The organism is Streptomyces aculeolatus (assembly GCF_020400605.1).
Lineage (GTDB): Bacteria > Actinomycetota > Actinomycetes > Streptomycetales > Streptomycetaceae > Streptomyces > Streptomyces aculeolatus.
On sequence record NZ_JAINRD010000002.1, the window covers coordinates 382146 to 404983 of the forward strand.

At 72.2% G+C, this 22838-nt stretch carries 18 protein-coding genes; 12 read left to right on the forward strand and 6 right to left on the reverse strand.

What is annotated here, in order from left to right; translation table 11 throughout:
• Positions 1-272: 272 nt before the first annotated feature.
• Positions 273-1697, forward strand: coding sequence for a multicopper oxidase family protein (locus LG396_RS05990; RefSeq protein WP_225793929.1), 1425 nt, complete (start codon positions 273-275; stop codon positions 1695-1697).
• Between the two features lie 113 nt (positions 1698-1810).
• Here LG396_RS05990 and LG396_RS05995 read toward each other — a convergent pair whose 3' ends face one another.
• A complete protein-coding gene (locus tag LG396_RS05995) occupies positions 1811-4177 on the reverse strand; it encodes an AbfB domain-containing protein (protein ID WP_372483337.1) in 2367 nt (788 codons plus the stop codon).
• A gap of 130 nt (positions 4178-4307) precedes the next feature.
• Between LG396_RS05995 and LG396_RS06000 the strand changes: the two genes are divergently transcribed.
• Complete coding sequence (locus tag LG396_RS06000; RefSeq protein WP_225793930.1) at positions 4308-5780, forward strand: glycoside hydrolase family 76 protein; 1473 nt, start codon at positions 4308-4310, stop codon at positions 5778-5780.
• Between the two features lie 30 nt (positions 5781-5810).
• Here LG396_RS06000 and LG396_RS06005 read toward each other — a convergent pair whose 3' ends face one another.
• Positions 5811-6701 carry an NAD(P)-dependent oxidoreductase gene (locus tag LG396_RS06005; RefSeq protein WP_225793931.1) on the reverse strand — a complete coding sequence of 297 codons (891 nt, stop codon included), beginning with the start codon at positions 6699-6701 and terminating at the stop codon, positions 5811-5813.
• 115 nt (positions 6702-6816) lie between these two features.
• Between LG396_RS06005 and LG396_RS06010 the strand changes: the two genes are divergently transcribed.
• From LG396_RS06010 to LG396_RS06025, 4 genes are all read left to right on the forward strand, one after another.
• The gene (locus tag LG396_RS06010; protein WP_018843256.1) at positions 6817-7146 is read left to right on the forward strand and encodes a winged helix-turn-helix transcriptional regulator; all 330 of its coding nucleotides are present in this window, start codon (positions 6817-6819) and stop codon (positions 7144-7146) included.
• A gap of 140 nt (positions 7147-7286) precedes the next feature.
• Positions 7287-8171 (forward strand): universal stress protein, encoded by an 885-nt coding sequence (locus LG396_RS06015; protein WP_225793932.1) that lies wholly within the window; start codon positions 7287-7289, stop codon positions 8169-8171.
• A 61-nt stretch (positions 8172-8232) separates the two neighbouring features.
• On the forward strand, positions 8233-9330 hold the full coding sequence (locus LG396_RS06020; RefSeq protein WP_225793933.1) for a baeRF3 domain-containing protein: 1098 nt from the start codon (positions 8233-8235) through the stop codon (positions 9328-9330).
• A 118-nt stretch (positions 9331-9448) separates the two neighbouring features.
• Positions 9449-10021: a dihydrofolate reductase family protein gene (locus tag LG396_RS06025; RefSeq protein ID WP_100301190.1), complete on the forward strand. Its 573-nt coding sequence runs from the start codon at positions 9449-9451 to the stop codon at positions 10019-10021.
• 105 nt (positions 10022-10126) lie between these two features.
• Here the strand turns inward: LG396_RS06025 and sigJ are convergent, their stop codons facing one another.
• The gene (sigJ, locus tag LG396_RS06030) at positions 10127-11104 is read right to left on the reverse strand and encodes an RNA polymerase sigma factor SigJ (RefSeq protein ID WP_225793934.1); all 978 of its coding nucleotides are present in this window, start codon (positions 11102-11104) and stop codon (positions 10127-10129) included.
• A 205-nt stretch (positions 11105-11309) separates the two neighbouring features.
• Here sigJ and LG396_RS06035 point away from each other — a divergent pair, with 205 nt between their 5' ends.
• The 3 genes from LG396_RS06035 (at position 11310) to LG396_RS06045 (ending at position 14408) form a co-directional block, all read left to right on the forward strand.
• Positions 11310-12959: an MFS transporter gene (locus LG396_RS06035; RefSeq protein ID WP_225793935.1), complete on the forward strand. Its 1650-nt coding sequence runs from the start codon at positions 11310-11312 to the stop codon at positions 12957-12959.
• Positions 12956-13582, forward strand: a complete 627-nt coding sequence (locus LG396_RS06040) for a hemerythrin domain-containing protein (protein WP_225793936.1) — start codon at positions 12956-12958, stop codon at positions 13580-13582. Before LG396_RS06035 ends, LG396_RS06040 begins: the two co-directional genes overlap by 4 nt.
• Positions 13583-13934: 352 nt before the next feature.
• A complete protein-coding gene (locus LG396_RS06045) occupies positions 13935-14408 on the forward strand; it encodes a GtrA domain-containing protein (protein WP_225793937.1) in 474 nt (157 codons plus the stop codon).
• Between the two features lie 176 nt (positions 14409-14584).
• Here the strand turns inward: LG396_RS06045 and katG are convergent, their stop codons facing one another.
• From katG to LG396_RS06060, 3 genes are all read right to left on the reverse strand, one after another.
• Positions 14585-16816 carry a catalase/peroxidase HPI gene (gene katG / locus LG396_RS06050; protein WP_225793938.1) on the reverse strand — a complete coding sequence of 744 codons (2232 nt, stop codon included), beginning with the start codon at positions 16814-16816 and terminating at the stop codon, positions 14585-14587.
• A gap of 355 nt (positions 16817-17171) precedes the next feature.
• Positions 17172-18257 carry a magnesium and cobalt transport protein CorA gene (locus LG396_RS06055; RefSeq protein ID WP_018839579.1) on the reverse strand — a complete coding sequence of 362 codons (1086 nt, stop codon included), beginning with the start codon at positions 18255-18257 and terminating at the stop codon, positions 17172-17174.
• A gap of 112 nt (positions 18258-18369) precedes the next feature.
• Positions 18370-19731, reverse strand: a complete 1362-nt coding sequence (locus LG396_RS06060) for a family 43 glycosylhydrolase (RefSeq protein WP_225793939.1) — start codon at positions 19729-19731, stop codon at positions 18370-18372.
• Between the two features lie 258 nt (positions 19732-19989).
• Between LG396_RS06060 and LG396_RS06065 the strand changes: the two genes are divergently transcribed.
• From LG396_RS06065 to LG396_RS06075, 3 genes are read left to right on the forward strand one after another with little or no spacing between them, the layout of a single operon-like run.
• On the forward strand, positions 19990-21192 hold the full coding sequence (locus LG396_RS06065) for an ROK family transcriptional regulator (RefSeq protein ID WP_100301202.1): 1203 nt from the start codon (positions 19990-19992) through the stop codon (positions 21190-21192).
• Positions 21193-21208: 16 nt separating this feature from the next.
• Positions 21209-22021: an ABC transporter permease gene (locus tag LG396_RS06070; protein WP_130457686.1), complete on the forward strand. Its 813-nt coding sequence runs from the start codon at positions 21209-21211 to the stop codon at positions 22019-22021.
• Positions 22018-22797, forward strand: a complete 780-nt coding sequence (locus tag LG396_RS06075) for an ABC transporter ATP-binding protein (RefSeq protein ID WP_225793940.1) — start codon at positions 22018-22020, stop codon at positions 22795-22797. Before LG396_RS06070 ends, LG396_RS06075 begins: the two co-directional genes overlap by 4 nt.
• Positions 22798-22838: the final 41 nt, after the last annotated feature.

A 22838-nucleotide genomic window follows, 5' to 3' on the forward strand; every position in this document is an offset into this window, starting at 1 on the left:
CCTCCTGCATGAAATCAAGTCATCACCAAGTGGGACGTTCCATACTGCCGACGCGAGGTGCGGGTCGCCCAGGTGGTGACCGCACCGCACGGACGGTCCACGGCCCGGGTGACAGGACCTCGGGACCTCGGGGACACCACGACCCTCATCCCTCATCCCCGATCTCCGCCCGCCACAGCGCCGTGGCGGCGCGCGATCCCGGGCGCACGGGGTTACACAGTTCAATGGAGGCAACTTTCATGGTGAGTCGGCGCAGGGTGCTCGCTGCAGGTATGGCCACAGCGAGCGTGGGGGTGACCGGGGCGGCGTTAGTGCCGCTGGCGACCGCACCGGCCGGGGCGGCACCCGGCGGTGCGGCGCCGGCCGGGGCGGCGCCCGCGGCCACACCCTTCACCCAGCCCATGCCGCGGCCCACGGTGCTGTCGCCGGTCTCGACGGGCGGCGGCGTCGACGTCTACGTGATGACCATGCGGCAGGCGACCGCGGAGATACTCCCCGGCGTCCAGTCGCAGGTGCTCACGTTCAACGGCAGCTTCCCGGGGCCGCTGATCAAGGCGCGCCGGGGCCGGCCCGTCGTCATCGAGCAGCGCAACCGGCTCGACGTGCCCGCCTCGGTGCACCTGCACGGCGGGGAGGTGGAGGCGCAGCACGACGGCCAGCCGATGGAGACCATCGCCCCGGGCGAGGACCGTACGTACTACTACCCCAACACCCAGCCGCACGCCTCGCTCTGGTACCACGACCACGCCCACCACATCGAGTCCGAGAACGTCTACCGCGGGCTGGCCGGCCAGTACCTCATCACCGACGAGGTCGAGGAGGCCCTGCCGCTGCCCACCGGGCAGTACGACCTGCCCATCGCCATCCGCGACGCCAACGTGGACGCGACCGGCCTGCACTACACGATGGGCGACCGGCAGCGCTCCACGATGATCGCCAACGGCAAGGCGTACCCGTATGTCCAGGTCGCCGCCCGCAAGTACCGCATCCGCCTGCTCAACTGCTCCAACCAGCGCTTCATGGAGCTGGGCCTGGAGGACGGCAGCGAGATGATCCAGATCGGCTCCGACGGCGGACTGCTGCCCCGCCCGCACCGCACCGCCGCCATCCCGCTGTCCGCCGCCGAGCGCGCCGACGTCGTCATCGACTTCTCCCGCTACGCCGTCGGCAGCAGCGTCGTGCTGAAGAACACCGGCGGCTTCGGCAACCCGGAACTCGTCGGCCAGGTGCTGCGCTTCGACATCGTCCGGACGGCGAAGGACTCCAGCAGCGTCCCGGACGTGCTGCGCGAGCTGCCGCCGCTGCCCCGGCCGACCGCCGAGCGCACCGTCACCCTGCGGATGGACGAGGACGGCCGCCCGGACCCGCAGGCGTACATCGACGAGAAGCTGTACGACCCGGCCCGGGTGGACCAGCAGGTCCGCTTCGGCGCCAGCGAGATCTGGACCGTCAGGAACCTCAACCAGACGGCGTGGCACAACTTCCACATGCACCTGGTGCAGTTCCGCGTCCTGGACCGCAACGGCCAGGCCCCGGGCCCGGGCGAGGCGGGGCTGAAGGACACCGTCAACCTGCGGCCGAACGAGACCGTCAGGGTCCAGGCGACGTTCGACACCCACCGGGGCGCGTACGTCTACCACTGCCACATGCTCGACCACTCCGCGATGGGCATGATGGCGACCATGAGGATCGCCTGACACACCGGGGCCCGTCGTCCGATCGCACAACGGAGCCCGGCGTAGGGGCCAGACGCCGGGACCGCTCGTACGCCGGCCGGGGACGTGCTCCCCGGCCGGCGTCGCTCACCGGGTCACGGCGCCCAGGGCGGCGCCACCGACCAGGTGGTGTCCTCGGTGAACGTGGCGGGGTCGTCCCAGGGATTCCCCCCGCCCTGCCGGGCGAGCCAGACCTCGGATCCGATGTGCCGGACGAAGCTGCCGGGGAAGTTCGCCGACGACAGCCGCACGCCGCCGCTGCCGGGCGCCGGGCAGAACGTGGCGTCCTCGCGGAACAGCACGCCGTCGCCCGCCTCGCGGCGCACCCGGTGCTCCCGGTGGCGCAGGTACTCGCCGGGGTAGTTGCGGGACTCGAAGGAGTAGCACAGCGGGTTGCCGAGGCCGCGTACGACCTTCCAGGTGGCGTCCTGCTTGAGCAGGTCGCCGCTGCCCGCGGTGACGACCTCGGTGGTGGCGAGGGCGTCGGTGTGGCGCAGGTAGCGGTCGGTGTGGCCGGGCGTGGTCACGCGCAGCGAGACGTACGAGCCCACCGGCAGCGCCGCCGGCGGCGCGGGGTCGCGGGAGGCGGCGATCAGCGCCTCGTTCGCCGCCCGGACGCGCGCGGCGTCGACCTTGGTGACCTGCCTGTCGTACGTGAGCAGCCCGTTGACCTCGTTCTCCAGGTCGGTGGTCTCGGTGTAGACCGACGCCGACAGGCCGGCGGGCAGGGAGTGCTCGCGCAGGTCGTCGAGGAGCCCGGTGAGGCGGTCGTTCAGCGCCGCGAGGGTCGGCTGGTCCTCGTAGCTGAAGCCGCCGCCCGGGTACCACTCGTGGCCGGGGACCTTGTAGCCGAGGCCGCCGTACTCGCCGAGGACCGCGGCGCGGTCCGCCTCGGGCGCGGTGTTGCCGGGGCCGACGTAGACGTGGTTGTCGACGAGGTCGCCGTTGCCGCCGTCGACGGAGCCGCAGCAGTTGACCCCGCTCATGTTGTCGACCAGCCGGGAGGGGTCGCGGGCCTTCACCTCGTCGGCGATCCGGGCCTGGTCGTACTGCCCCCAGCCCTCGTTCTGGTTCACCCAGGTCACCAGCGCGGGGGAGCTGAGGTGCTGGTCGATCACCGCGTCGTACTCCGCCTCCCACTGCACGCGCGCCGCGGCGTCCGGGGTCCTGCCGGTGGCCATCGACGGCATGTCCTGCCAGACGAGCAGGCCGAGGCGGTCGGCCCAGTAGAACCAGCGCTGCGGCTCGACCTTGATGTGCTTGCGGACCATGTTGAAGCCGAGGTCCTTCATCGCCTGGAGGTCGTACTTCAGCGCCTCGTCCGTGGGCGCGGTGTAGATGCCGTCCGGCCAGTAGCCCTGGTCGAGGGTGCCGGTCTGGAAGACGAACTCGCCGTTGAGCACGGGCCGCTGCACGCCGTCCACCTCGGCGAGCCCCACGGAGCGCATGCCGGCGTAGCTGCCGACGGTGTCGACGGGTGTGCCGTCGGCGGCGAGGAGTTCGGCCGTCACGTCGTAGAGGAACGGGTCGTCGGGCGACCACAGCCGCGGATCCGGTACGGGGACGGGGAACGCGCTGCCGGCCGGTCCGGTGGCGGTGCCGACCACCCTCTCGCCGTCGCGGACGGTGACGCGCGCGGTGTGCCCGGCGGCGCCGGCGGCGTGGACGGTGGCGTCGAGGGTGTCGTCGCCGAGGTCGGGCACCAGGTCGAGCCGGGTGACGTGCGCGGGTGCGACGGGCTCCAGCCAGACGGTCTGCCAGATGCCGGAGGCGGCGGTGTAGAAGATGCCGCCGCCGGGGTGCGGGACGATGTCGTGGTCGCGGCGCTGCTTGCCGACCGCCTGCCCGCCGGCCTCGGTGGGGTCGTACACCGAGACGGTGAGGGTGTTGGTGCCGGAGGTCAGCAGGTCGGTGATGTCGCGGCCGAAGGCGTCGAAGCCGCCGCGGTGCGGCTCGCCGGCCCGGGTCCCGTTGACGAAGACGGTCGTCTCCCAGTCGGAGCCGCCGAAGTTGAGCACGACGCGGCGGCCGGACCAGTCGGCGGGGACGGTGAAGGTGCGCTGGTACCAGAGCTTGTCGTTCTCGGTGACGCGGCGCTGGATGCCGGAGAGCGCGGACTCGGCGGCGAACGGGACGCGGATCTGCTGGTCGTACGACCCGGGCGGCCCGGCGTCGCGGCCGGTGACGGCGAAGTCCCAGATGCCGTTGAGGTTGGCCCAGTCGGGGCGGGTGAGCTGGGGGCGCGGGTACTCCGGGAGCGGGTCGTCGACGGGGACGTCGCCGGTCCAGGGGGTGGTCATCGGCGGGGGCTTGGGCGTCCAGTCGGCGGCGGTGGCGCGCTCCGCGGTGAGCCCCGTCCCGAGGAGGGCGGCGACGAGGGCGAAGACGGCGACGGCGGCGCGCAGGGGGCCGCCTAACCGGCGTGCGGGTGGGGGGATCGGGGGGCGTGGGGGAGTGGGCACGGGATTCCTCCGGCTCTACAACGTTATAAAGAAACGGCTCACGTCGTACGACACCACCACCCGGCCGCGCCGTCCAGACCCGGGACCGAAGTCATTGACGTAAACATGACAGACGGTCAGTGTGGTGGATATGAAGCGCTTAGGTACGCTTACGGCGACGGCGGCACTGGCCGCAGGCTGTCTGGCCGCCGTCCCCGCCCCCACATCCGCGGCGCCCCCCGCGCCCGCCGCCGCCTCCGGACTCGCGCAGGTCTGCAACGTTTACTGCGACGCCCGCGACCCCGCCCAGGCCACCGCCGACCGCACCCCGGTGACCGCCACCCTCTTCTCCCGCACCCTCGCGCTGCACGTCGACGACGACAGCGCCATGGGCTGGGCGGCCATCGACAACGGCAGCCCCGGCGACGAGGTCTGGCTCGACCGCTCCTTCGACGGCGGCCGTACCTGGGCCTCCGGCAGCCGGCTCGGCAGCACCAGCATCCCCGCAGGCCGAAGCGGCTGGCGCACCGGCATGTACAACGTCGACGACTGGGCGGCCCGCGGCGTCGGCGCCCTGCGTGCCTGCGGCAAGGCCGCCGACCGCCCCGACATCGCCTGCACCCCCTGGGCCCGCAGCACCTGGAACGCCTGGGACCGCAGAACCGCCGCCGCCACCGCGCAGATGTCCTTCTACGACAACGCCACCGGACTCTTCGCCACCACCGGCTGGTGGAACTCCGCCAACGCGCTGACCGCCGTGATCGACAACATCCGCGTCAGCGGCATGCGCAGCTACGAGTACGCCGTCGCCACCACGTACGACAAGCAGCTCGGCGCCCACCAGGGCCAGTTCCGCAACGACTACATCGACGACACCGGCTGGTGGGGCCTGGCCTGGATCGCCGCGTACGACCTGACCGGCGAGAGCCGCTACCTCGACACGGCCCGCGCCGACGCCGACCACATGGCCGCCTACTGGGACGGCACCTGCGGCGGCGGCGTGTGGTGGAGCCAGGCGAAGACGTACAAGAACGCCATCTCCAACTCCCTCTACATCCAGCTCAACGCCGCCCTGCACAACCGGATCCCGGGCGACACCGCGTATCTGCAGCGGGCGCGCGACGGCTGGAGCTGGTTCCAGGGCACCGGCATGATCAACGGGTCCTCCCTGGTCAACGACGGCATCGACCTCGGCACCTGCCGCAACAACGGCCAGCCGGTCTGGTCGTACAACCAGGGCGTGCTGCTCGGCGCCCTCACCGAACTCCACCGCGCCACGGGCGAGGACGCCCTCCTGGCCACCGCCCGCCGGCTCGCGGACGCCGCCACCACCGCCCCGTCCCTGCACACCGCGGACGGCATACTCCGCGACCCCTGCGAGTCGGGCGACTGCGGCGCGGACGGCCCGTCGTTCAAGGGCGCCCACGTCCGCGGCCTGGGCAAGCTCAACGCCGCCCTGCCCGACCACCCGTACACCGCCTACCTCCAGCGCCAGGCGGACCGCGCCCACGCGGCCGACCGCAACGCGCTCGACCAGTACGGCCTGCGCTGGTACGGGCCGCTGGACAAGACGGACGCGGCCCGCCAGCAGAGCGCACTGGACCTGATGAACGCGGCGCCGTAGCACCCCCGTCGGGAACCCGGGCCGGTCTGGCTACGCGGCCCGGCCCGGGTTCTTGAGCACCTCGGTCAGGGCGGAGATGCTGTGCTCGCCGTGGCCGGCGTCGGCCGCGCGCCTGAGCAGGTCGTGGAACGGCCTGTGCCACTCCATGTCCAGGTTCGCCTCCCTGGCCAGGTCCCCGTCGTGCTCCGCGCCCTCCAGGAACATGTTCACCGAGGACGCGGGTTCGCCGTACGCGCCGCGGTCGATCTCGTCGGCGAAGCCCGGCAGAATCGAGTTGATCATCTCGAACCACTTGACCGTGAACCGGACCATCGAGGCCGCCGTGAGGCCGCGGGCCTGCACCGCCGCCGCGCCCTGGAAGAAGCCGACGAGCGCCGGGAGCAGGGTGCCGCCCACCGCCATCTCGTACAGCGCGGCGAGGTCGGCGTCCTCGCCGAGGTACACGGTGTCGCCGCCCAGCACGCGCAGCACGGGGGCGAACTCCTCGAAGACGCCCTCGTCGCCGCCGTAGTACAACAGGGTGTCCTCGGCACCCACCGCCGCCGGCACGTTCTTGACCGCCCCGTCCAGGAAGCGGGCGCCGTGCCCCTGTGCCCACGCGGCCGTCTCGCGGGCCCCGGCCGGCGAACCGCTGTTGAGCGTCACCAGGGCCCGGCCGCGCAGTGCGGCGGCGGCCGGCGCCAGGGCCGCGACCGTCTGGTCGTACGTGGTCAGGCAGGTGACGACCAGCGGGCTCGCCGCGACCGCCGCCGCCGTCGTGGGCGCGTGCACGGCCCCCTTGGCCACCAGCGGCGCGGCCTTCGCCGGAGTCCGGTTCCAGACCGTCGTCGGATGTCCCGCGTCGAGGAACGCCTCCGCCAGCGCGCTGCCCATCGAACCCAGTCCGACCACGGTCACGGGGGTGCGGTGCTGCCCGCTCATGCCTTGCTCCTGTCTGCTGCCGATCTTCGTGGGTCCATGCTGCGAGGTACACCAAACTTTCCGCAAGTACCTACAATTCTGTGAGGTACCCACACTTTTGTAAGGGAGGCTGCCGGTGAAGAAGCGGAGCTACACCTGCGGACTGGACGCCGCGATCGACGTCATGGGCGGGAAGTGGAAGGGGCTGATCCTCTTCTGGCTCGGCGAGGAGCCGCTGCGGTTCGGGGAGTTGCGCCGCACGGTGGACGGCATCAGCGAGCGGATGCTGATCCTGCAACTGCGGGAGCTGGAGGCCAGCGGCATGGTGCACCGCGAGGTCCACGAACAGGTCCCGCCGAAGGTCGTGTACTCGCTGACCGACTTCGGCCGCTCCCTCCTCGACGCGCTCACCCCCCTCGGGGAGTGGGGCGAGGAGCACATGGAGCGGCTCGAAGCCCTCCGGTGAACCGGCGCGGTGCGCCCGCCGCGGCCCTCACCCGACTGCGGGCGCAGCGCTGGTGCGTCCGGCGGGTGTGGCCCAGGCTCGGGAGAGGACCGGGGAGCGCACCCCGGGCGTGAGGACCGGGGGAACGGAGGGTGGCTGGGATGGAGACTGCGCCGGTCGTCGTGGGCGTGGACGGCTCCGCGGCGGGCCTCGACGCGGTCGCCGTCGCCGCCCGCGAGGCGAAGCTGCGCGGGTGCGGCCTGCGCGTGGTGCACGCGTTCCTCTGGCCGGCCTTCGGCGCGTACCCCGGCTCGGCCTCGATGCTCCCGGGGGACACCGGGCTGCGCGAGGAGGCCGAGAAGGCCGTCGCCGACGCCGTCGCGCACGCCCGCAGGGCGGAGCCTTCCGTCACCGCCCACGGCGCCGTCGTCACCGGCGAGGTGATGCAGGTCCTGGTCGAGGAGACGCGGACCGCGCAACTGGCGGTGGTCGCCGGCCGCGGCCTCGGCACGTTCACCCGGCTGCTCGTCGGGTCCACGGCGGTCCACCTGTCCGCGTACGGCCACTGCCCCGTGCTCGTCGTACGGGCCGGCGGGCGGCACCCGGGCGGCCCGGTGCTGCTGGCGGTCGACGGATCGCCGGCCGGCGCCGGCGCGGTCGACTTCGCCTTCGCCGAGGCCGCGCGGCGGGACGTCGGCCTCGTCGCCCTGCACGTGTGGAGCGCCTGGACCCGGTACTCGCGGCGACCGGACGACTCCGGCCGCGCCGCCGCAGACGGGCCGGCCGCGGAGGGCGACCGGGTGCTCGCCGAGGCGGTCGCGGGAGCGGAGAAGACGTACCCGGGCGTACGCGTCGAACGCACCGCCGTCGAGGGCTCGGCCCGCGAACTGCTCATCGAGGCGAGCAGGGACGCCGGCCTCCTCGTCACCGGCGCCCGCGGCCGCGGCGGCTTCACCGGGCTCCTCCTCGGCTCGGTCAGCCACGCCCTCCTGCAGCACGCGCACTGCCCGGTGGCCGTGGTCCGCGGCGCGGGCGAACACACCTGACCGGCCGCCGACCCGCCCCGACACCCGCCGCACCGACGGCCGAAGGACCTGGAGAGGCACCATGGACACCTCGATCACCGCTACGGCACTCGCCGAGCTGCGCGAGCGGCGCCCGTACCCCGCCGTCTCGATCACCCTCCCCACGCACCGGCGCGCGCCCCGCAACGCCGAGGACCCCGTGCGGCTGCGCAACGTCCTCGCCGAGGCCGACCGGCAGCTCGACCGCGACCCCGGCGTGACCCGCGCGGCCCGCCAGGAGGTCCGCGCCCAGCTGGCCGCGGCGGTCGGGGAGACCGACCTCTCCATGGCGCTCGACGGCCTCGTCATCTTCGCCACCGTCGGCGAGCACCACGTGTACGCCCTCCCGCGCACCGTCCCCGAACGGGTCGTGCTGGCCGACACGTTCCTCACCCGCAACCTGGTGGCGGCCTACGCGGCGCAGCGCCCGTACTGGGTGCTGTCCCTGGCCGCCGACCGCGTCACCCTGTGGAGCGGCTCCGACGGGCACGTCACCGAGGCCACCGCCGGCGGCTTCCCGATGACCAGAAGCCTCGACAACCCGGACGTGGAGCGCGAGGAGCGGATCGGGGACACCCCCAGCAAGTTCCGCGACGAGGAGGTCCGCAACTTCCTGCGCGACGCCGACGCCGCCCTGCACACCGTCCTCGCCAGGGACCCCAGGCCCCTCTACGCCACCGGCGAGGACGCCGCCCTCTCCCTCCTCGCCGACACCGGCACCGCCGCCGCCACCGCCGTCCACATCCCCCACGGCGGCCTGGCCCAGGGCCCGCCGGACGCGGTCGCCGGCACCGTCGCCCCGGCCCGGGAGACACAGGCGCGCCAGCACGCCGCCGCGGCCGTCGCCGCCCTGGACGACGCCCGGGGCCGCCGCGCCTTCGCGGGCGGCGTCGACGAGGTGTGGTCGAAGGTCTCCGACGGCCGCGTCCACCGCCTGGTCGTCGAGGAGAACTACCGCATCACCGTCCGCTCCGCCGAGGACGACCACCTGGTCCCCGCCGAGGACGACGACCCGCAGGCCCGCCACGACATCGTGGACGAGATCGTCGAGAAGGCCCTCGACACCGGCGCCGACGTCACGTTCGTCCCCGACGACGCCCTCGCGGACCACGGCCGCATCGCGGCCGTGCTGCGCTACTGAACGGCTTCCGCACCGGCGGGAGCGATGAGTTCCGGCTGTCGGCGCCGTCGTACAGGATGACCGCAAGCGGCGCGGGGACGTACCCCCGCCGGAGTCACGGACCGGGAGTCATCAAGCCATGCGTACCCTGATCAGCACCGCCTTCGTCTCTCTCGACGGCGTCGTGGAAGCCCCCGGCGGCGAGCCCGGCTACCGCAACTCCGGCTGGACCTTCAAGGACGTCGAGTTCGTCCCCGAGGCGTACGAGCTGAAGGCCCGGGAGCAGGAGGAGGCCGGCGCCCTGATGATGGGCCGCCTCAGCTACGAGGCGTTCAGCCCGGTGTGGCCGGGCATGGACGAGTTCGCCCGCTACAAGGTCATGCCGAAGTACGTCGTCTCCACCACCCTCGCCGAGGACGACCTCGTCACCGACTGGAACGACATCACCATCCTGCGCTCCCTCGACGACGTCGCCGCCCTGAAGGAGACGGAGGGCGGCCCGATCATCGTCCACGGCAGCGCCACCCTCAACCACAACCTCTCCGACGCCGGCCTCATCGACCGCTACCACCTGCTGGTCTTCCCGCTACTGCTGGGCGCGGGCAAGAGGCTGTACAGCGACACCTCGAAGGACACCCAGAAGCTGAAGCTGGTCGACCACGAGGTCTACAGCAACGGTCTGCAGAAGAACGTCTTCGACGTCATCCACTGACGCCCACCTCCACGCAACTGTCGCCGAGCGGAGCTTCCCGTACGCACCGGCATCGGGTGCAGCCTCAGAACCCTGAGAGTGCGTGCCGTGGGCATCCGGTTGTGGTCAGACGGTGTCCGGGGCTTCGTGCGAGCGGATATGGGTGAGCTTTTCGGGGTTCGAGACGATGTAGACGTCCGACACCTGCTCGCCGTCCGCGGTGAGGTCCATGACCATCACCGCGTAGGGGGAGTCACCCGTGTACACCACGGCGGACGGATCGCCGTTGACGCTCCGGTACTGGACGGAGAACTCGTCGGGCCGCCGGCGTGACGAGGCGTACCCGGACAGCAGACGGGCGGCCTTCTCCCGGCCCCGTACGGGCAGAAGGCCGGAGCCGCGGGTGTTGCCGCCGCCGTCGGTCCACACCGTCACATCCGGGGCCAGCACCTCCATCAGGGCCTCGACGTCGCCGCCGAGCGCCGCGGCGACGAAGCGTTCTGTCGCTTCCTGCTGCACGCGGGGGTGGGCCTGGTAGCGGGGGCGGCGGGCGCGTACATGCTCCCGGGCGCGGTGCGCCACCTGCCGCACCGCGGCGGGGCTACGGTCGAGGACCTGCGCGATCTCGGTGTGGGCGTAGCCGAACACCTCGTTGAGGACGAACACCGCGCGCTCCAGCGGTGTCAGGGTCTCCAGCACCACCAGCATCGCCAGCGACACCGACTCGGTGCGCAACGCCGTCTCGGCAGCGCCCGCGGTGTCCGGGGCCTCGCCGACGGCGCCCGTCAGCAGCGGCTCCGGCAACCAGGCTCCGACGTACGTCTCGCGGCGGTTGCGTATGCGGGCCTGCCGGGCGAGGGCGTGGTTGACCGCGATCCGTACCAGATACGCCCGCGGGTTGCCGATCTGCGTCGATGCCGCCCGGTCACGCTTCCCGGTCCACGACAACCAGGTCTCCTGCAGTACGTCCTCGGTGTCGGCGACACTGCCGAGCATGGTGTAGACGACGGAGAACAGCAGTTCGCGGTGGTCGACGAAGATCTGGGTCCCGGTGTCCCGCGGCTCGGCCGCCGTCTCGGACGCGGACGCCGTGTCCGGTTCCATGGTGCCCTCCTGGTGCGTGAATGCGGATCCCCGCGCCTGAGAGGGTGCACACCGCTCCGAGTGTGACATCCGGAGCCGTCCGTGTGGTCCATGCCTCATGAGGCGGTGGTGATGTCACACCCCGCGCCCCCGCCGCCCTCCTGAAGGCGAGTCCGTGAGCGACAGCCGGGTTCACCGGGTCACGGCAAGGAGGAAAGGAAGCAAAGTGCTGCGAAAATGGCGCGGGAATCCGTGGGCGGTTCTGCTCACTCTCTCCCTCGGGTTCTTCATGACCCTGCTCGACCTGACGATCGTGAACATCGCGATCCCCGACATGGTCGACGATCTTGACGCCTCGCTGGACGAGATCCTGTGGGTTGTCAACGCCTACACCCTGGCCCTGGCCGTCCTGATGATCACCGCCGGCCGGCTCGGTGACCTGCGAGGAAAGCGGAACCTGTTCGTCGCCGGCGTCGCGCTCTTCACGGCCGCCAGCCTGGCGTGCGGCCTCGCCCAGAACGCGACGCAACTCATCGCGTTCCGCGCCGTCCAAGGGCTGGGGGCGGCGCTGCTCATGCCGCAGACCCTGTCGATCATCGCCGACGTCTTCCCCGCCGACAAGCGCGGCAGGGCGATGGGCGTCTGGGGTGCCGTCGCGGGCGTCTCCGGCGCGCTCGGGCCGATCATCGGCGGCGCGCTTGTCAACGAGCTGGACTGGCGGTGGATCTTCCTGGTCAACCTGCCCCTGGGGGCGCTGGTGCTGGTCCTGGCGATGGCGATCATTCCCGGCGCGCAGCGCACGGTGAAGCACAGGTTCGACCTCGTGGGGGTGGTGCTCGCCTCCGCCGCTCTCTTCTGCCTCGCCTTCGCGCTGATCGAGGGGGAACGCTACGACTGGAACGCAGGCATCTGGACGCTCATCGGCGCGGCCGGCGCGCTGCTCGTCCTCTTCCTGCGCTACGAGCACCGAAAGCAGGACGACGAGCCGCTCCTGCCGCTCTCGCTCTTCCGCGACCGCAACTTCTCGGTGCTCAACGTCGTCGGCGTCACGGTCTCGTTCGGCTTCGTCGGCATGCTGCTGCCGCTGACGATCTACATGCAGTCCGTGCTCGGCTTCAGTGCCCTCAAGTCCGGTCTCGTGCTGCTGCCGCTGGCGCTCGGCTCGATGATCACGGCCGGTCCGGCCGGCGTCCTGGCAGACCGGGTCGGGGGCAAGTACGTCCTGATGTCCGGGCTGCTGGCCTGGGCGGGCGGGCTGATGTGGGTGGTCTCCGCCGCCGACGTCGGCGCAGGCTGGGCGGACATCTCGGCCCCGCTGCTCCTCATCGGCCTGGGCGCCGGCTGCACCTTCGCCCCGATGGCCACCGAGGTCATGCGCAACGTGCCGGCCCACCTCTCGGGTGCGGCCTCCGGTGTCAACAATGCGCTGCGCCAGGTCGGGTCCGTCCTGGCCGGTGCGGTGATCGGCGCGGTGCTGCAGACCCGGCTCGCTGCCTCACTCACCGAGCAGGCCGGGCGCCGGGCCGCGGAGCTGCCCGCCGGCTACCGCGAACCGTTCGCCGAGAGCTTCGTCGGCACCGACGTCGCCGGTGCCGACGCGGGCGCCGTACAGAGCGGCGGTGGCGCGGGACTGCCGGCGGACGTGCCGCCGGACGTGGCCCGGCGGTTCGACGAACTGGGCCAACAGGTCTTCGGCGACGGCTTCGTGAACGCCATGGGCCCGACGATCTCGGTCTCGGTCGCCGTGCTCCTCCTCGGTGTCGCCGTCTGCCTCGCCGTCCGCCGCCGCACCGGCCCGGCCACTGCCGGACACGGCCTGCCCGATACCCACCCCGAACCCGGGGAAGTACCCGTCACCGAAGGACAGACCGCATGACCGCCACACCGCCCGGAACAATCGATTTCACCATGATGTACGTGACCCACGACGCGTTCCGCCGCGACCTCGGCCGGCTCCTCGCCGCCGCGGTCGCCGGCACCGCGCACACCCCGCAGATCCAGGCGGGCTGGGCGAACTTCAAGCACCAACTGCTCCTCCACCACACCGTGGAGGACGACGTCCTGTGGCCGCGCCTGGCGGACAAGGTGACGCACCGGCCCGACGACCTGCTCCTGCTGGCGGACATGGAAGCCGAGCACGCCCGCATCGACCCGCTGCTCACCTCCGTCGAGGCGGCCCTGGAGGAACCGGCCGCCGACCTCGCCGAGCAGGTGGACCGGCTGAGGACAGCGCTCGTGGAGCACCTCGACCACGAGGAGAAGAGCGCACTGCCGCTCATACAGGAGGTGCTGACGCCGGCCGACTGGCGCGTCTTCGCGAGCAGGATGCGCGAGCGCCAGGGCCTGCGGGGCGCTGCCGTCTACATACCGTGGATCACCGACTCGATGCCGGCCGCCGAGCGGGAGCGGTTCCTCGCGCACTTCCCCCCGCCGGTGCGCGTCATCAACCGCAGGCTGTGGGAACCGCGCTACCGCAAGAGCGGGATGTGGGCCGTCTGAACCGGCCGGACCCGGGCGTGCCCGGGTCCGGGCGAGAAGGCCACGCGCGCCCGCTTCGCATCCCGACGGCTGCCCGGCCGGCACGGAGTGGTGAGCACGGGTCGGGCGGCGGATGCCGGGGTCGGCCCCGTACCGGGCCCGACGCGGCGGTGCAGGTAGTGCGCCGGCAGGAGCGGGGTTTCGGGGGCGGGGCGGGCCCGGGTGATACCAGGGGGTGACACCAGCCCTAAGGGCCGGAGGGGGGGTAACCCCTACCAAGGCCGGGGGGATCCCCGATCGTGCCGGGGCCGGATGATCCGTAACTTCGAAGGTGCCATCGCAGCAGCGGTGCACACCGACCTCGGAGGACCCCGTGATTCAGCTCCCCAGCCGCCCGGCCGTCGCGGCGTTCGCCCGGTTCGTGGTCTGCGGTGGCGGTGTCGGCCTGGCCTCCAGCGGCGCGCTCGTGCTCCTCGACGGGGCGATGCCGATGATGGTGGCCAACGCGCTGATCACCGTGGTCTCCACGCTGCTGGCCACTGAGCTGCACGGCCGGGTGTCGTTCCGCAGCGACCGCGGCGGCTGGCGCGTACACCTGCAGTCGGCGCTGACGGTCGCCGTGTGCTACGCCTTCACCACGGCCGCCCTGCTGGCGCTGCACGCGCTGCAGCCGAACCCCTCGGTCGCCACGGAGCAGGCGGTCTACCTCTCCGCCTCGGCCCTGGCGGGCATAGCCCGCTTCGCAGTCCTCCGAGCCCTGGTCTTCACCACCCCCCACCCCGGGCCCCACACCCGGGCCCTGCCCAAGCCGCGGGCGGCCAGGACGTCGGTCGCGATCGCGGCGTAGCCGCGTAGGGCCCGGCCCCGGAAGGGGGCCGGCGGCTGCTGTTCCCAGGCGTGGCCGCCGCCCGGGAACAGCTTGAAGTCCTTGCCCTCGCCGAGCCCTTCGACCGCCATCCGGCCCCACGACAGGGAACGGGCCGGCCCCCCGCGGGAGGGCCGGCCCGTCGGGTCAGGACCGGGTTACTTCAGGTCGAAGCGGTCCAGGGTCATGACCTTGTCCCACGCCGCGACGAAGTCGTGCACGAACTTCTCCTTCGCGTCGTCGCTCGCGTACACCTCCGCCACCGCGCGCAGCTCCGAGTTCGAGCCGAAGACCAGGTCCGCGCGGGTGCCCGTCCACTTCACCTCGTCGGTGGCCGCGGCGCGGCCCTCGAAGACCTGGCCCTCGCCGTCGACCGACGTCCACGTGGTGTCGAGGTCGAGCAGGTTGACGAAGAAGTCGTTCGTCAGCGTGCCCGGGGCCTCGGTGAAGGCGCCGTGGGCGGACTGCTGGTGGTTGGCGCCCAGCACGCGCAGGCCGCCGACCAGGACCGTCATCTCCGGGGAGGTCAGGCTGAGGAGGTTGGCGCGGTCGAGGAGGAGGTACTCGGCCGGGAGGCGCTGGTCCTTGGCCAGGTAGTTGCGGAAGCCGTCCGCGGTGGGCTCCAGCGCGGCGAAGGACTCGGCGTCCGTCTGCTCCTCGGTGGCGTCGGTACGGCCCGGGGTGAACGGGACCTGGACCTCGACGCCGCCGTCCTTGGCCGCCTGCTCCACGCCCGCGACGCCGCCGAGGACGATCACGTCGGCCAGCGAGATCCGCTTGCCGCCGGTGGCCGCCGCGTTGAACTCCTCCTGCACGCCCTCCAGCGTGCGCAGCACGCGCGCCAGCCGGTCGGGCTCGTTGACGTCCCAGCCGATCTGCGGCTGGAGCCGGATGCGGGCGCCGTTGGCGCCGCCGCGCTTGTCGCTGTCGCGGTACGTCGACGCCGACGCCCACGCCGTGGAGACCAGCTCGGAGACGGACAGGCCGGACTCCAGCAGCCGGGCCTTGAGCGCCGCGACGTCCGCCGCGTCGACCAGCGCGTGCGCGGCCTCCGGCACCGGGTCCTGCCAGATCAGGTTCTCGGCCGGCACCTCCGGGCCGAGGTAGCGCACCTTCGGGCCCATGTCGCGGTGGGTGAGCTTGAACCAGGCGCGGGCGAAGGCGTCCGCGAACTCGGCCGGGTTGTCCTTGAAGCGCCGCGAGATCTGCTCGTACGACGGGTCGACGCGCAGCGACAGGTCCGTCGTCAGCATCGTCGGGGCGTGCCGCTTTGACGGGTCGTGGGCGTCGGGCACGGTGTCCGCGCCGGCGCCGTCCTTCGGCCGCCACTGGTTGGCGCCCGCGGGGCTCTTGAACAGCTCCCACTCGTAGCCGAAGAGGATCTCGAAGAAGCTGTTGTCCCAGGTGGTGGGGGTGTCGGTCCAGATGCCCTCGAGGCCGCTGGTGATCGCGTCGCCGCCCTTGCCGGAGCCGTGGGCGTTGGCCCAGCCCAGGCCCATGGCCTCGATCGGGGCGCCCTCGGGGGCGGGGCCGACGGCGTCGGCGGGGCCGTTGCCGTGCGTCTTGCCGAAGGTGTGGCCGCCGGCGATGAGGGCGACGGTCTCCTCGTCGTTCATCGCCATCCGGCGGAAGGTCTCGCGGATGTCGCGGGCCGCGGCGAGCGGGTCGGGGTTGCCGTTGGGGCCCTCGGGGTTGACGTAGATGAGGCCCATCTGCACGGCGCCGAGCGGGTTCTCCAGCTCGCGGTCGCCGCTGTAGCGGTTGTCGCCGAGCCACTCGGTCTCGGGGCCCCAGTAGACGTCCTCCTCGGCCTCCCAGACGTCCGCGCGGCCGCCGGCGAAGCCGAAGGTCTCGAAGCCCATGGTCTCCAGCGCGACGTTGCCGGAGAGGACCAGCAGGTCGGCCCAGGACAGGTGCTGGCCGTACTTCTGCTTGACCGGCCACAGCAGTCGGCGGGCCTTGTCGAGGTTGCCGTTGTCCGGCCAGCTGTTCAGCGGCGCGAAGCGCTGCTGGCCGGCGCCGGCGCCGCCGCGGCCGTCGTGGATGCGGTACGTACCGGCGCTGTGCCACGCCATCCGGATGATCAGCGGGCCGTAGTTGCCGAAGTCGGCCGGCCACCAGTCCTGCGAGGTCGTGAGGACCTCGGCGATGTCCCGCTTGACCGCGGCCAGGTCCAGGCTCCGGAACGCCTCGGCGTAGTCGAAGTCCTCGCCGAGGGGGTTCGAGGCGGGCTGGTTCTTGGCGAGGATCTTCACGTTGAGGCGCTCGGGCCACCACTGGCGGTTGCCGCCGCCCTGGGTGGGGTGCGCGGCGCGGCCGTGTGCGACGGGGCAGCCTGCCGCGCCCTCCGGGTTGGTGTCGGTGACGTGTGCTTCAGGCTTGTCGGCCATGAAAATCCTTCCGGACCATGCGGTTGAGGGTGCGGTGCTCGGGGGCCGCGGGGCGGAGGAAGTTCGGAAGTGCCGGGGCAGGCATGGGTAAACCGTGCGGTGTGGCCGGTTTACGCCTGGACGCAACCCTCGAACCGGGCTCCGGGCAGCCTGCGGTTCGAAACGGCGGCGTACGCGCATGTCGGAGTCTTTCGTCTCCTGCCGTACGAGGTCTTCCTGTTTCCTGTGGCTGTCGCCGACTCCGATCCTACGGTGGACAAATTCTAAGTCAAGAAGGACGCCAACTTCGTATCGGATCGGAGTAGCGGGCACCCGCCGGATTCGGACAGATGTCCCCGCGGTGTGGTAGGGAGGCTCAGAGCCAGCCGTTGCGGCGGAAGCCCCGGTGCACCACGTAGCACGCCACCGCGATGACCAGCAGCGTCGCCGGATAGCCGTAGACCGAGTCCAGCCCGGGCATGTGGTCGAAGTTCATCCCGTACACCCCGCACACCATGGTCGGGATCGCGATGATCGCCGCCCACGCCGTGATCTTTCGCATGTCCTCGTTCTGCGCCACGGTCACCTGCGCCAGATGCGCCTGGAGTATGGAGTCCAGCAGCATGTCGTACGACGTGATCTGGTCCGTGATCCGCTGGAGGTGGTCGGCCACGTCCCGGAAGTAGGCGCGGATCCCCGGCGCGATGTGCGGCATGGGGCTCGTGGCCAGACGCTGCAGCGGCCGGTCCAGCGGGGCGACGGCGCGGCGCAGCTCCAGCAGCTCGCGCTTGAGCTGGTAGATCCGGCCCGCGTCGCCGCCGCGGACGTGCTCGCTGAAGACGGCGGTCTCCACGTCGTCGATGTCGCGCTGCACCGCGTCGGTCACCGCGAGGTAGTCGTCGACGACGTGGTCGGCTATCGCGTGCAGCACCGCCGCGGGCCCCTGCGCCAGCTGCTCCGGCGACGCCTCCAGCGACTCGCGCAGCGGGCCCAGCGAGCCGTGCGGCCCGTGCCGGACGGTGATCACGAAGTCGGATCCGGCGAAGACCATCAGCTCGCCGGTGTCGACGACCTCGCTGGTCGCGGTCAGCTCGGCGTGCTCCACGTAGCGCACGGTCTTGAAGACGGCGAACAGCGTGTCGTCGTACTGCTCGACCTTGGGCCGCTGGTGCGCGTGCACGGCGTCCTCGACCGCCAGCGGGTGCAGCTCGAAGAGGTCCGCGAGCCCGGCGAACTCCTCCTGCCGCGGCTCGTGCAGCCCGATCCACACGAAGCCCTGCCCGCGCTTGCGCACCTGGCGCAGCGCCTCGGCGGCCGGGCAGTTGCCCTGCTGGAGGCGCGCGCCGTCCAGGTACGACACGCAGTTCACCACCGCGCTGCCGAGCGGCGAGCGGGCGTGGTGGCTCAGGTCCACGGTGCGCCGGGGTGCCCTGCGCACCGCGTGGCGGAGGCTTTTGATCATCGACACTGCGGGCTCCTTCGGCGGACCGGTGGCCAGTCTGCCACCGGTCCGCCGCGCTCCGGGCGCCCCGGGGACGATCACCGGGAGCCGGGAGGGGAGCGGGGGAGCGCGGTCAGTCCCCGGCCGTACGCCCGCGCCGGCGCTGTACGTAGATGCGCCCGTCGCGGGGGCCGGTCCATTCGAGGCGTACGACGCCGGGGACGGCGGCGTCGGCGATGCGGGCGGGGTCGGCCCAGTACCCGAAGTTGGGGTTGCGGAAGAACGTCGCCCACAGCTGCCCGTCCGCGTCGGTGAAGAAGTTGTTGTGGCCGGCGCCGACGCCGGCGGTCCAGCGCTTGGAGTACGGGCCTTCGAAGCGGTCGGCGACGGCCACCACGGCGTCGTACTGGTATTGGACGCGGCCGGTGCCGCCCGGTTCGTAGGCGTGGCGGGTGCTGCCGTAGGCGTCGAGGGAGGCGCGGTTCCAGGCGGCGTGGAGGAGGAAGTACTTTCCGCGGTGCTTGAAGACGTAGGCGCCTTCGAGGTAGGGCTCGGGGGAGTAGCGCTGCTGCTCGAAGCGCGGGAGGTCCGTCGCGGGGACGATGTCCTCCATGTCGTCGCGGAACTTCGCGTACAGGTCGTTGTGCAGCACCAGCCAGGCGTCGCCGCCCTCGCCGTACAGACTGCCGTCGATGTGGTGGTAGGCGCCCGGCTCGATGAACGACGGACCGCCCTTGACCGGGTCGCCGAACGGCTTGCCGAGGTTCCCCTCGACCAGCCGGTACGGGCCCTCCACCCCGCCCTCGCTCACCAGCATGAACGAGCCGACCAGGCGCGAGTGGTCGCCCATGCACGCCACGATGTACCAGCGCCCGCCGAAGTAGTGCACCTCCGGCGCCCAGGCGTTGGCGCGCTTGCCGAACATCTCGTCGTGCCAGTACTCCTGCCACGGCGCGACGACGGTACGCCCCGGGCGGTTCTCGCCGGCGAACTCCGGCGACCACACCTTGCCCTTCTCCGCGTCCGGCCGGATGCCGGTCGTGTCGGCGAGCCGCCAGGGGCCGCGCAGGGAGCGCGCCGTCCACACGAAGATCCCGTCGTTCCACGGGCTCGCCGTCTCCAGCCCGGGGACCCGGGTCGTCCCGGTGGTGACGTACAGCGGGCGGCCGTCGACCTCGAAGCAGTTGACGTAGGTGTCGCGCATCCACACCCGGCCCAGGTCCTCGTCGCGGGGGCGCAACTCCAGCGGCAGCACGAAGGAGTTGTCGTCGCGCGGCCACAGGTCGGCGCGGGTGTCGGCGAGCCCGTACGGCTCGGGGTCCGGCCAGTTCCCCGCGGCGTTGCCGCTGCCGCCCCCCGCCGGGGCCGCCGCCGCGCCGGGGGGAGTCGCCGCCGACGCCGGTACGGGCGCCAGCGCCGCCGCCGCTCCCACGGAGCCGGCGCCGGCCAGCAGGGACCGCCGGCCGATGGACGAACCGCTCGCTGAGTGGGTCATCTTCCTTCGTCCTCCCTCGTCATGCCGCTCGCGCCGGCGGCCTGGCGCACAGCATGCGAACGCCCCAAGATTTTCGTCAACAGGTCGGAAAAATAATCCGGTCGGGCCTCGCGCCCGGCCCGGTCCGCGCCCCGGGGCATCGCCGCAGGTCACGCAAGATCCCATGGTGCGGCAGTCGCGGCGGAGTTTTGTGACGGGAGTCTTGCGGCCGTGTGTTTCTTTTTTCCGACCTGTTGACGAAAAACTCGGGGCGTCTCCATGCTGTCGGCCATGCACCCCTCCGCCGGCCCCCTCTCCCGCCTCCGCCGCGAGCACGAAGAGCTCGTGCTCTCCCTGCTGCGCAAGCACGGCCCCCTCAGCCGCGGCGAACTCGGGACCCGCTGCGGGCTGTCCCGCACCACGCTCTACGACATCGTCGGCGACCTCATCGCCAACGGCGCCGTCGTCGCCACGGTGCCGCTGGCCGAGGAGCGGCGCCGCGGCCGGCCCGTGGAGAAGCTCTCCCTCAACCCCGACGCCGGACAGGCCCTCGGCATCGACTTCGCCCGCCGCGCCGTCCACGTCGCCGCCGTCAACGTCGCCCACGAGATCGTCGGTTCCGCCAGCGAGCAGCACGCCCCCGACCTGTCCTGGGAGGAGCGCGTACGGCTCGCGGAACGGCTCGTCGGCACCCTCACCGGCGGCGTCCTGCGCCTCGGCGCGCTCGACGCCATCGGCGTCGGCGTCGTCGGCCCCATCGGCGCCCCCGGCGACCTCACCGCCGGCGGCCGGCGCCTCGACCTGCTGTCGGACCTGCTGCGCAAGAGCTTCGGCGTGCCCGTACTGCTGGACAACAACACCCGCCTCGCCGCCCTCGCCGAAGCCACCTGGGGCGCCGCCGCCGACGACGCCGACGTGCTCTACCTGCGCGTCTCCCACGGCGTCGGCGGCGGCCTCATCGTCGGCGGCTCCCTGCACCGCGGCGCCTTCGGGCTCTCCGGCGAACTCGGCCACGTCACCGCCGTACCGGCCGGCGCGCAATGCGAGTGCGGCGGCGCCGGCTGTCTGGAGACCGTGGCCTCCGTCGGCGCCGTGCTCGACGCCTACCGCGCCGCCGGCGGCCGCGCCGACGACCTCGCCGCCTTCACCGCCGCACTGTCCGCCGGCGACCCCGCGGCCCGCGCCGTCCTCGCCGTCGCCGGCGCCCACATCGGCACCGTGCTCGCCGCCGTCTGCAACGCGATCGGCCCCGGCGTCATCGTCATCGGCGGCGAACTCGCCCGCACCGGCGAGGCCCTCACCGGACCCATCGAGAAAGCCCTCGGCGCGCACATCATGCCCGCCTCCCGCGACCGCGTGGTGCTGCGCCCCGCGACCCTCGGCGCCACCGGCGGCGCGCTCGGCGCCATCGCGCTGGTGCTGCACGAATCGCCCCTGCTCTCCCACTACCCCGCAGACGCCGGTCCCCAGGACGACGCGTGAGACGAACGAGGTACGTATGGCCGTGATCACCACACCCCGCAAGCGGGCCACCCGGCCACGCACGCGCCGCACCGAGCGGCGCGGCCAGGTCCGCTCCCTCGTACTGAACGTCATCGCCCTCGCCGTGGGCGTGGCCGTCTGGGCGGTGCTGGCCGCGCTCAACGTCGAGAGCCTGCCCGGCCCGCTGGCCGTGGCCGAGAAGGCCGGCGACCTGATCGCCGACGGCACCCTCGCCGACGACCTGCTCGCCAGCCTGCGCCGCGTCTTCACCGGCTTCGCGCTCGGCACGGCGCTCGCGATCCCCGTCGGCTTCCTGATGGGCTGGTACCCCACGGCCCGCGGGCTGCTGGAGCCCTACGTCCAGTTCTTCCGCACCATCCCGCCGCTGGCGCTCATCCCGCTGGCGATCGTCCTCATGGGCATCGGCGAGACGCCGAAGGTCTTCGTCATCTTCCTGGCGGCGTTCCTGTCGTGCGTCGTCGCCGCCTTCCAGGGCGTGGTCGACGTCGACCGCACCCTCATCAACGCCGCCCGCGTCCTCGGCGCCTCCGACCGCGTCATCTTCCTGAAGGTCGTGATCCCGGCGTCGACCCCGTTCATCCTCGTCGGCATGCGCATCGGCCTCGGCGCCGCCTGGGCCACCGTGGTGGCCGCGGAGCTGATCGCCGCCCAGGAGGGCCTGGGCTTCCGCATGCAGCACGCCCAGACCTACTACGACCTCGACACCATCTTCGTGGGACTCATCACCATCGGCGTGCTCGGCCTGGTCATGGACCGGCTGCTGCTACTCGCCGAACGGCGTCTCACCGGCTGGCAGGAGCGCCGATGACCGAGAAAATCTCCTTCCGGGACGTCGTGAAGACCTTCCCGATGAAGGGCACCGACTTCACCGCCCTGAACGGGGTGTCCCTAGACATCTCCGACCGCGAGTTCGTCACCGTCGTCGGCCCGTCCGGCTGCGGCAAGAGCACCCTGCTCAACATGGCCGCGGGGCTCGCGGAACCCACCTCGGGCGACGTCCTGGTCGACGGCAGCCCTGTCACGGGGCCCGGCCCCGAGCGCGGCGTGATCTTCCAGCAGTACGCCCTCTTCCCCTGGCTGACGGTGCGGCAGAACGTCGAGTTCGGACTGAAGCTCGCCGGCCTGGCCGCCGACGAGCGCCGGAAGCGGGCGGACCACGCCATCGAACTCGTCGACCTCACCGACTTCGCCGACGCGCTGCCCAAGACGCTCTCCGGCGGCATGAAGCAGCGCTGCGCCATCGCCCGCGCCTACGCGGTCAACCCGCAGGTGCTGCTGATGGACGAGCCGTTCGGGGCGCTGGACGCGCTGACCCGGGTGCAGTTGCAGGACCAGCTCCTGGACACCTGGAGCCAGGACAAGCGCACCGTCATGTTCATCACGCACGACGTCGACGAGGCGGTCTACCTGGCCAGCCGGGTGGTGGTGATGGCCGCCCGCCCCGGGCGCATCCACCGGATCGTCGACGTCGGCCTGCCCTATCCGCGTACCGAGGAGATCCGGCTGTCGCCCGAGTTCGGCCGGATACGCAACGAGGTCTGGCACTCCGTCTACCACCAGGGCACCGCCCCGGCCGCCGCCTGACCCGCACCCGACGCCCGTACACCGCACAGGACTTCAGCACA

What these genes read in the sequence shown, in the direction of transcription:
- LG396_RS06015 (WP_225793932.1), top strand. Translation starts at nt 7,287, where the DNA reads ATGGAGACTGCGCCGGTCGTCGTGGGCGTGGACGGCTCCGCGGCGGGC.
- LG396_RS06075 (WP_225793940.1), top strand. Translation starts at nt 22,018, where the DNA reads ATGACCGAGAAAATCTCCTTCCGGGACGTCGTGAAGACCTTCCCGATG.
- LG396_RS06005 (WP_225793931.1), bottom strand. Translation starts at nt 6,701, where the DNA reads ATGAGCGGGCAGCACCGCACCCCCGTGACCGTGGTCGGACTGGGTTCG.
- LG396_RS06055 (WP_018839579.1), bottom strand. Translation starts at nt 18,257, where the DNA reads ATGATCAAAAGCCTCCGCCACGCGGTGCGCAGGGCACCCCGGCGCACC.
- LG396_RS06020 (WP_225793933.1), top strand. Translation starts at nt 8,233, where the DNA reads ATGGACACCTCGATCACCGCTACGGCACTCGCCGAGCTGCGCGAGCGG.
- LG396_RS06070 (WP_130457686.1), top strand. Translation starts at nt 21,209, where the DNA reads ATGGCCGTGATCACCACACCCCGCAAGCGGGCCACCCGGCCACGCACG.
- LG396_RS06060 (WP_225793939.1), bottom strand. Translation starts at nt 19,731, where the DNA reads ATGACCCACTCAGCGAGCGGTTCGTCCATCGGCCGGCGGTCCCTGCTG.
- sigJ (WP_225793934.1), bottom strand. Translation starts at nt 11,104, where the DNA reads ATGGAACCGGACACGGCGTCCGCGTCCGAGACGGCGGCCGAGCCGCGG.
- LG396_RS06025 (WP_100301190.1), top strand. Translation starts at nt 9,449, where the DNA reads ATGCGTACCCTGATCAGCACCGCCTTCGTCTCTCTCGACGGCGTCGTG.
- LG396_RS06040 (WP_225793936.1), top strand. Translation starts at nt 12,956, where the DNA reads ATGACCGCCACACCGCCCGGAACAATCGATTTCACCATGATGTACGTG.
- LG396_RS06065 (WP_100301202.1), top strand. Translation starts at nt 19,990, where the DNA reads ATGCTGTCGGCCATGCACCCCTCCGCCGGCCCCCTCTCCCGCCTCCGC.
- LG396_RS05990 (WP_225793929.1), top strand. Translation starts at nt 273, where the DNA reads ATGGCCACAGCGAGCGTGGGGGTGACCGGGGCGGCGTTAGTGCCGCTG.
- katG (WP_225793938.1), bottom strand. Translation starts at nt 16,816, where the DNA reads ATGGCCGACAAGCCTGAAGCACACGTCACCGACACCAACCCGGAGGGC.
- LG396_RS06000 (WP_225793930.1), top strand. Translation starts at nt 4,308, where the DNA reads ATGAAGCGCTTAGGTACGCTTACGGCGACGGCGGCACTGGCCGCAGGC.